Origin of the sequence: Gemmiger formicilis, from assembly GCF_016901605.1 — a bacterium.
Classification (GTDB): Bacteria; Bacillota; Clostridia; order Oscillospirales; family Ruminococcaceae; genus Gemmiger; species Gemmiger formicilis_B.
Genome location: NZ_JACJKP010000136.1, coordinates 1 through 8,227 on the forward strand (window position 1 = coordinate 1; position 8,227 = coordinate 8,227).

At 56.5% G+C, this 8,227-nt stretch carries 7 protein-coding genes and 1 tRNA gene; 6 read left to right on the top strand and 2 right to left on the bottom strand.

Annotated elements, in window-relative coordinates:
- Positions 1–413, top strand: a 413-nt coding sequence (locus H6B10_RS10550) for a DUF4368 domain-containing protein (RefSeq protein WP_204651570.1), incomplete at its 5' end; no start/stop codon positions are given.
- Between the two features lie 80 nt (positions 414–493).
- Here the strand turns inward: H6B10_RS10550 and H6B10_RS10555 are convergent.
- Positions 494–577: transfer RNA gene (locus H6B10_RS10555), tRNA-Leu, on the bottom strand.
- A 146-nt stretch (positions 578–723) separates the two neighbouring features.
- Entirely contained in the window at positions 724–3,336 is a 2,613-nt protein-coding gene (gene clpB, locus H6B10_RS10560) for an ATP-dependent chaperone ClpB (RefSeq protein WP_204651571.1), read from the bottom strand.
- 283 nt (positions 3,337–3,619) lie between these two features.
- On the opposite strand from clpB, the gene H6B10_RS10565 reads away from it, so the two are divergent.
- From H6B10_RS10565 to H6B10_RS10585, 5 genes are all read left to right on the top strand, one after another.
- Positions 3,620–4,288 (top strand): response regulator transcription factor, encoded by a 669-nt coding sequence (locus H6B10_RS10565; RefSeq protein ID WP_204651572.1) that lies wholly within the window; start codon positions 3,620–3,622, stop codon positions 4,286–4,288.
- Complete coding sequence (locus H6B10_RS10570; RefSeq protein WP_204651573.1) at positions 4,285–5,700, top strand: sensor histidine kinase; 1,416 nt, start codon at positions 4,285–4,287, stop codon at positions 5,698–5,700. Before H6B10_RS10565 ends, H6B10_RS10570 begins: the two co-directional genes overlap by 4 nt.
- Positions 5,687–6,385, top strand: coding sequence for a hypothetical protein (locus H6B10_RS10575; RefSeq protein WP_204651574.1), 699 nt, complete (start codon positions 5,687–5,689; stop codon positions 6,383–6,385). Before H6B10_RS10570 ends, H6B10_RS10575 begins: the two co-directional genes overlap by 14 nt.
- Positions 6,386–6,412: 27 nt before the next feature.
- Positions 6,413–7,711, top strand: coding sequence for a hypothetical protein (locus tag H6B10_RS10580; RefSeq protein ID WP_204651575.1), 1,299 nt, complete (start codon positions 6,413–6,415; stop codon positions 7,709–7,711).
- Positions 7,712–7,731: 20 nt separating this feature from the next.
- The coding region (locus H6B10_RS10585) for a lipoprotein (protein ID WP_204651576.1) at positions 7,732–8,227 on the top strand (496 nt) is incomplete at its 3' end.

Genomic DNA, 8,227 nt, shown 5'->3' on the forward strand with positions numbered 1-8,227 from the left:
AGCGGCTGGCTGACTTGGATGTTCTTCTGTCCCGACTCTATGAGGATTTTGTCCTGGGCGATCTGAACAAGGAGCGGTACAAGAAAATGACCGCCGATTACGAGGCAGAACAGGAACAGTTAAAGCTCGAAATCGAAGTGACGGAAGAATGGCTGGAAACGCAGGAAACCATGAGTGCGGATGTGGATGCCTTTGTCGCCCTGACTCAGAAGTATGTGGATGTACCGGAATTGACACCTACGATAGTCAATGAGTATATCAAGAAGATTGAGGTGTTTGCGCCGGACAAATCCAGCGGCAAGCGGGTACAGAAGGTGAAAATCTATTTCAACTTCGTGGATGACGTAGAGATTCCTGTGATTTCCGAGCCTGTTGTTGCGAAATCTACCCTTGGACGCAGAAAAACGGCGTGACCATTACGGTCACACCGTTCTCTGCCCCTCGCAAAGCTAAATAGTACCTTATCACTATTAAGCCTTCGCATTCGGGATTTTGGTGCGGAAGATGGGACTTGAACCCACACGTCATGGACACACGCACCTCAAACGTGCCTGTCTGCCGATTCCAGCACTTCCGCTTACAGCTTAACTGCAAGGGATATTTTAGCATAAAGCCAGCGGACAAGTCAAGTCCCTTTTTGCATTTATTTTACAGTTTTGTACCCACGCAAAAACGCGCCGCGCAGAGAAAATCCTCCGCGCGGCGCGCACATTTATAAAAGTATTACCGCAGATACAGGTGGCCGTTCTCATCGGCGTCCACAGTCAGGGTATCCCCTGCGGCATGGGCCCCGGCGATGATCTCCTTGGCAATCATGGTTTCCACATGGGCCTGGATATACCGCTTCAGCGGACGGGCACCATAGATGGGATCATACCCGCCGTCAATAATGGCATTCTTCGCAGCCTCGGTCACATCGAGATGCAGCTGCTTGTCGGCCAGGCGATGGTGCAGGTCGGCCAGCATCAGGTCAACGATAGAACCGATCTCCTGTTTGGTCAGGCTCTTGTAGTAAACGATGTCATCCAGACGGTTGAGGAACTCGGGCCGGAACTGCCGCTTAAGCAGCTGACCGATGGCCTCCTGTGCTTCGGAAGAAAGATCGTTGCTGCCATTGGCCCGGCTCTTTTCCAGATCCTCCAGAATCAGGTCGGAACCCAGGTTGGAGGTCAGGATAATGACGGTGTTCTTGAAGTCTACCGTGCGGCCCTGGCTGTCGGTGATACGGCCGTCGTCCAGCACCTGCAGCAGAATGTTGAATACGTCGGGATGGGCTTTTTCCACCTCGTCGAACAGCACCACACTGTAAGGATGGCGGCGCACAGCCTCGGTGAGTTGACCGCCCTCCTCATAGCCTACATATCCCGGAGGCGCACCGATCAGACGAGATACGCTGAACTTCTCCATATACTCGGTCATGTCGATACGGACCAGGTTCTTCTCATCGTCAAACAGGGCCTGGGCCAGAGCTTTGGCCAGTTCGGTCTTGCCCACGCCTGTGGGGCCCAGGAACAGGAAACTGCCGATGGGCCGGTTGGGGTTGGCAATGCCGGCGCGGGAACGCAGAATGGCGTCGGACACCTTCTGTACCACTTCGTCCTGACCAATGACCCGCTGATGGAGCACATCGGGCAGACGGAGCAGTTTTTCCCGCTCTCCTTCTACCAGTTTGGCTACCGGAATACCGGTCCAGCGGGCCACAATGCGGGCGATTTCCTCGTCGGTGACACGGTCACGGAGCAGGCTGTCCTCCTTCTTTTCGTTGGCCAGCTTCTCCTCTGCCTCCAGCTCTTTCTGCAGGTTGGGCAGTTTGCCGTACTGCAGCTCACCAGCCTTGGCGTAATCACCGGTACGGGTAGCCTTTTCGATCTCTGCCTTGGTGGTTTCCACTTCGGCGCGCAGGCTCTGAACCTTATTGATGGCGTTCTTCTCGTTCTCCCACTGGGCTTTCTTGCTGTTGAAGCTGTCCCGCAGTTCCGCCATCTCTTTTTCCAGAGCGGCCAGCCGCTGCTTGGAAAGTTCATCGGTTTCCTTCTTAAGGGAGGCTTCTTCGATCTGCAGCTGGGTGATCCGGTGATTCATTTCGTCCAGTTCGGCGGGCATGGAATCCAGTTCCGTCTTGACCATGGCACAGGCTTCGTCCACCAGGTCGATAGCCTTATCGGGCAGGAAACGGTCGGTGATATACCGGTCAGACAGGGTGGCTGCCGCGATCAGCGCCGGGTCCTGAATCTTGACGCCGTGGAACACCTCGTACCGCTCTTTCAGGCCGCGGAGAATGGAAATCGTGTCCTCCACAGTGGGTTCGTTGACCATGACCGGCTGGAAACGGCGCTCCAGGGCAGGGTCTTTCTCGATATATTCCCGGTACTCATCCAGCGTGGTGGCGCCAATGCAGTGCAGCTCACCGCGGGCCAGCATGGGTTTGAGCAGGTTGCCCGCATCCATGGCGCCGTCAGTCTTGCCGGCACCCACAATGGTGTGCAGTTCATCGATAAAGAGGATGATCTTGCCTTCGGATTTCTTGACTTCGTTGAGCACCGATTTCAGCCGTTCCTCAAACTCGCCGCGGTACTTGGCACCGGCCACCAGTGCGCCCATATCCAGGCTGAACACCGTGCGGTCTTTGAGGTTTTCCGGTACGTCGCCCCGAACGATCCGCTGGGCCAGACCTTCCGCAATGGCCGTCTTACCGACACCGGCTTCGCCAATGAGGACGGGGTTGTTCTTGCGTTTACGGGACAGGATGCGGATGACGTTGCGGATTTCGCTGTCACGTCCGATGACCGGGTCCAGCTTGTTGGCACGGGCCATCTCCACCAGATCCTGACCGTATTTTTTCAGGGCGTTATAGGTGGACTCAGGGTTATCGCTGGTGACACGCTGATTGCCGCGCACAGCCGACAGCTGCTTCATGAAACCTTCCTGGGTGATGCTGAACATCTTGAACAGCTCCGCAGCTGCCTTGCCGGGCCGCTGCAGAATGCCCAGGAACACATGTTCCACGCTGATATATTCATCTTTCATCTGCTTGGCCTGTTCCTCCGCCGCATTGAGGGCGCGGTCCAGGTCACCGGAAATATAGACCTTCTCGGGGTCGCGGCCGGAACCGGTCACCCGGGGCAGAGCTTCTACCTTTTGCAGGGCGGCCTGCGCAAATGCGTTGGGGTCGGCCCCCAGCGTTGCCAGCAACTGCGGGATCAGCCCGTCCTGCTGCTGCGCCAGCGCCGCCAGCAGATGTTCCTGCTCTACGGCCTGGTTGGAATATTCCACTGCCAGTCGCTGAGCGTTCTGCAGGGCCTCGATGGTTTTTTGAGTGAGTTGATTCATGTTCATAGTGCGTACCTCCTTATTGTGCAGATACACGCAAATTCATCTATTAGCAACGAATGCTATCGAGTGCTTTCTTTTCCCGTCCACCTCTATGGCGGCGCGGTATAAGCACCGCTCTGTTTGAATTAGCACTCTAAGCCTTCGACTGCTAATATTGTACCACTTCCATTCTCGGTGTCAATAGGAAAATTGAAAACAATTTGTGAATGTCTTCTTTTTCGATCATTGATAGAACTCGGAAAGAAGTGTACAGTAGACTGAGAGCATCCAGTAAGGAGGAACCCAAATGCGCCCTATTTTGATTGCGGAAGATGAACACCCCATTGCAGACCTGATCGAACTGACGCTGACCGGCGCCGGATACACCTGCGAGCAGGCCAATGATGGTGAAACCGCCGCCGATTTGATTGCCGAACGGGATTACGAACTGGCTATTCTGGATATTATGCTGCCCAAGGTGGATGGATATGAATTGCTGGGATACCTGCGCAGTGTGGGAACACCGGTGATCTTTGTGACTGCCAAAACCACCTTGAATGACCGGGTGCGGGGGCTGCGTCTGGGCGCCGACGACTACCTGACCAAGCCCTTTGAACCGTTGGAACTGGTTGCCCGGGTGGAAAGCGTGCTGCGCCGCACCGGGCGATCCAACGTGATATTGCAGGCCTTTGGGGTATCACTGGACCCTGCCGCCCGCACTGTGGAGCAGAACGGCAAGCCGGTGCATCTTTCACCCCGGGAATTTGAATTGCTGGAACTGCTCATGCGCAACCGGGGCATGACACTGTATCGGGAAGTACTGTATGAACGGTTGTGGGGGGACGACGAAGACTTCGATACCCGGCCCCTGGACCTGTGTATCACCAGATTGCGGAAAAAACTGGGTTGGAAGCATGAAATCTGTACCGTATTCCGTGTAGGCTACCGATTGGAAAAGGAGGAAACCGCCCCATGAAATTCGGCCACAAACTGACCCTTGTATTGCTGGGGGTACTGGCCCTGGTATTGAGCCTGAGTACCCTGTGGACCCAGGAGCGGCAGTTCAGCCGCGCCCTGACCGACCTGCGCCAGACCGCCCGGGAGGAATGGCAGCGAGAATCCGCCGCTTTTCAGCGAGAGTTGCGTTCCGATACCGAGATCATGCTGCAATCCCGGGTATGGAGTTACCTGGGCGGCTTGTCCCGCCAGGGCAATCGCAGCCTGTTGGCGGTGTATGACCAGGAAGGGCGGTCCCTGGCTTCCACCATGCCCACCACCCTTTCCCAGAGTGAACTGGCCCGGGTGGTGCCGGGCGACGAGGGAACGCAGATGCGTATTCTCACCGCTGTGGATGGCACCCGGTATCTGGTGTGCAGCGGACTAATCATTTGTCCGGAACAATGCCTGACCTTTGTAAGCGCGCAAAGTCTCGACGGGCTGTTCACCGACCGCGCCCTGCGCCTGCGGGACGCTCTACTGGGGCAGACCCTGGCGCTGGCCGTGGCTGCGCTGCTGGCGCTTCTGCTTTGCCGCCGCATGGTGCGCCCGCTGGAACAACTGGAGGCTGCCAGCCGGGAGATTGCCGCCGGGGCTTACGACCGGCGTACCGCTTTGCCCGGCAGCGACGAAATCGCCGGGTTGAGCCGCAGTTTTGATGAAATGGCCGCCGCCGTGCAGGACAAAGTAAACGCTTTGCAGGAACATATACAACAGCGAGAAGATTTTATCGCCGCTTTTACCCATGAACTGAAAACCCCCATGACCAGCATGCTGGGGTACGCGGACCTGCTGCGCGGAACCGAAGTGCCCGCCGCCACCCGGCAGAAAGCAGCCGACTTTATCTACCATGAGAGTAAACGCCTGGAAGCCTTGAGCGGTCGCCTGATGGAACTGATGCAGTTGAACGGCAGCGAACCGCCCTCCTTGGAACCGGTGCGGTTGGATGGGGTGTTCCGCCAACTGACCCGTGCCCTGCCCCAAACTCCACCGGTATTGTCGGTGCCGGACTGCCGTCTGACCGTATTGGCCCAGCGGGAACTGCTGTGTGATCTTTTGTACAATCTGGTACTCAACGCCCGCCACGCTACCCCGCCGGAAGGAACCATCACCCTGGAAACTGCTGAACAGCCGGAAAGCTTAATACTTACGGTACGGGACACCGGCTGCGGCATTCCTGCCGGGGATTTGCCCCACATCACCGAACCTTTTTATATGGTAGATAAGTCCCGTGCCCGACAGCATGGCGGCAGCGGTATGGGTCTGGCCCTGTGCGAACGCATTGCAGTGCTGCACGGCACTCACTTGACCTTTGAGAGCTCCCCCGGAGCCGGTACTGCTGTGTCCTTTACCCTGCCCAAACCCAAGGAGGCCGACCATGAAACTGCGTGAACGCTGGCTGCCGTTGTGCGGCACCGCCCTGCTGGTAATTTTGTGTACCACCCTGCCCTTTGTGTGGTTCGCTGTCCGGGACCGCCAGTTGGATAGCGCCCAGTGGGACACCGCCGCCGACAGCAACTTTTTGGGCACCGCCGGGCGGGAAAACGCCGTAGCCCGGGAATTGTATTACTGGCGGCAGCAGTCCGCCGAGACGGTCATGTACCAACCCGCCCCGTTATCCACTGCCCAGGAAACCGTAGCCCCCTGCCTGGCTGCCCTGCGCAGTTTCCAGGTGTTACCAGAAGCCTATCTGGATGCCGCCGAGGAATTGGTTGCCCAGGCCACCGAGTGTTACGCCGATAGTGAGACCGCCGGTGCCACCACCTACCATTTCAGCCGGGAACTGAACGGGCCATATCTAAGTATAACCGTGACCGAATACGGCACTTTAACCGGTTTGAACGGAAAGCTGGGTTTGGCTGACGGGTTTGATTCCACCCGGGTTGCCCGTGCCTACCGCACCATGCTGGGCTTGGACAGCTTTACCGACTGGGAGGACGCCGAACCGTTGGGCCACGGTTCCCCCGCCCCCTGTTACAGCGCGGATGCCCAGTTGTACCTGGTCGCCAATATGGATCTTGGGTATTTCAGTGTAAGCGTAACCTCCATGGCGCCCGAAACTTACGCCGGATTGTGATCGAACATTATAAAAGGAGGAGTTTGTATGAAACGAGTTTTTTCTCTGGCGTTGGCCGCCCTGCTGCTGGCGGGCTGCACCGCTGCCCCGGCTGACAGCAGCGAAAGTTCCGCCGCCGTTACCGCTGAAACTGCAGCTGCACAAGCCTCTACCGGAAGCGAAGAGCCTCTGCGCCTGTTGCAGCACGGCGATGAAAAGCAGTATTACACACAGGAGACACTCGAAAGTGCGGATTCCATGATTTTATATCATGTCATAGACCTGCAAACCGGAGAGGATACCATCCCTTGTGATGTGGAAGGCTGTACCCACGACAGCGAAAGCTGCCCCGCCGTCACCACGCAGATGCCATCCTATCAGCCCTTTGTTCTGAACGACAGTACCTTGCTGGTATTGAGTGGCATGAATCATTCCACCCGTTCCTCTTTTATCACTCTGATGGACCGTAACTGCCAAAACCGTCGGGTGCTGAAAAAGTTGGAGGGTGTGGATTTGTTCCTGGACCCCAATCACATGTATACCGACGGCGATTTTCTCTATTGCTGCGGCTACGAAAAAAACACCTCTCTCGGCGCCACGCTCTACACCATTTACCGCATCGACTTGTCGGACGGAACAACCACCAACCTGACGGAACACTTCTACAATTTCCAGTTTATGATGGGCGTCGTAGGCCGCGATCTGGTTTTGCAGCAGGAAAATCTCACCTATCCAGATACTTTCGGTGACCCGACGGCAACCGTGCCCTCCCACCCTACCGGCACCAAAAGTCAGGTCTTGCTGAACGTTGACACCGGCGAAGTCCGGGACTTTTGCAGTTATTCCTCCGATGACTACGTCCTGGACCGGCTGTATTTCTATGTCATCGGCGGCCAGTATTACTGGATTGACAGCACCGCCGGCACCTTTTCCACCGTGAACCCTGCCACCGGTGAAAACCGCTTGCTCACAGACCAGCTGCCCATCACCGAACCGGACGCCCTTTCTGCAGAATACCAGTATCAGATGGAAGCCAATCTCAACGGCTGGCTTGTCTTCTACGATTTGCCGCTTCTTGTCAATGCAGAGACAGGCGAAGTACGCCAGCGAGCCGACCTGCCGGAAAACTACTGGAACGGGTACGGCCACCAGCCGCAGATTTTCTTGCAGCTGAAAGACCGCCTGTTGGTGGACTGCCGGTACGAGCCTTATACGCGAACCGACATTTCCGACGACGGTTCACCATACACCACCCAAACTGAACAGATGTATCTGGGCCTGATTTCCATTGACGATTTTTTGAATGGTGTTCCCAACTATACTGAAGTCTGCAAAGGGCCTTACTGATTTTACAAAAAGGAGTTTGTATGAAACGAGTTTTTTCTCTGGCGTTGGCGGCCCTGCTGCTGACGGGTTGTACTGCTGCCCCAACTGACAGCAGCGCCAGTTCTTCCACCATGACCGCCGAAACTTCCGCCGCACAGGAGGCTGAAAGCACCGCAGCCACTCCCGCCCCTGCCGCGGCCCTGCATCCGCTGTGGCTGGGCGACGAAAAACAGTATTACATGGACGAGATGGTCACCGGCGAACTGATCCGCTACCGGGTGGCCGATCTGGTCAACCATGTGACGGAAGTCCCCTGTAACATGGAGGGCTGCGCCCACGACAGTGAAAGCTGCCCGGCCGTTTTCCGCCGGGGCGAATGTGACCGGGTGTTTGTACTGGACGATGATACACTGGTGGCGTTTACCAACAATCAATTTCCCGAAACCGAAGACAGTCAGGTTATTTTGTTGGACCGCGATTGCCAAAATCGCCGGGTGGTAGCCACAATACCGAACAGTTGTTTCTTGTCCATGATGG

What these genes read in the sequence shown, in the direction of transcription:
- H6B10_RS10570 (WP_204651573.1), top strand. Translation starts at nt 4,285, where the DNA reads ATGAAATTCGGCCACAAACTGACCCTTGTATTGCTGGGGGTACTGGCC.
- H6B10_RS10575 (WP_204651574.1), top strand. Translation starts at nt 5,687, where the DNA reads ATGAAACTGCGTGAACGCTGGCTGCCGTTGTGCGGCACCGCCCTGCTG.
- H6B10_RS10580 (WP_204651575.1), top strand. Translation starts at nt 6,413, where the DNA reads ATGAAACGAGTTTTTTCTCTGGCGTTGGCCGCCCTGCTGCTGGCGGGC.
- clpB (WP_204651571.1), bottom strand. Translation starts at nt 3,336, where the DNA reads ATGAACATGAATCAACTCACTCAAAAAACCATCGAGGCCCTGCAGAAC.
- H6B10_RS10565 (WP_204651572.1), top strand. Translation starts at nt 3,620, where the DNA reads ATGCGCCCTATTTTGATTGCGGAAGATGAACACCCCATTGCAGACCTG.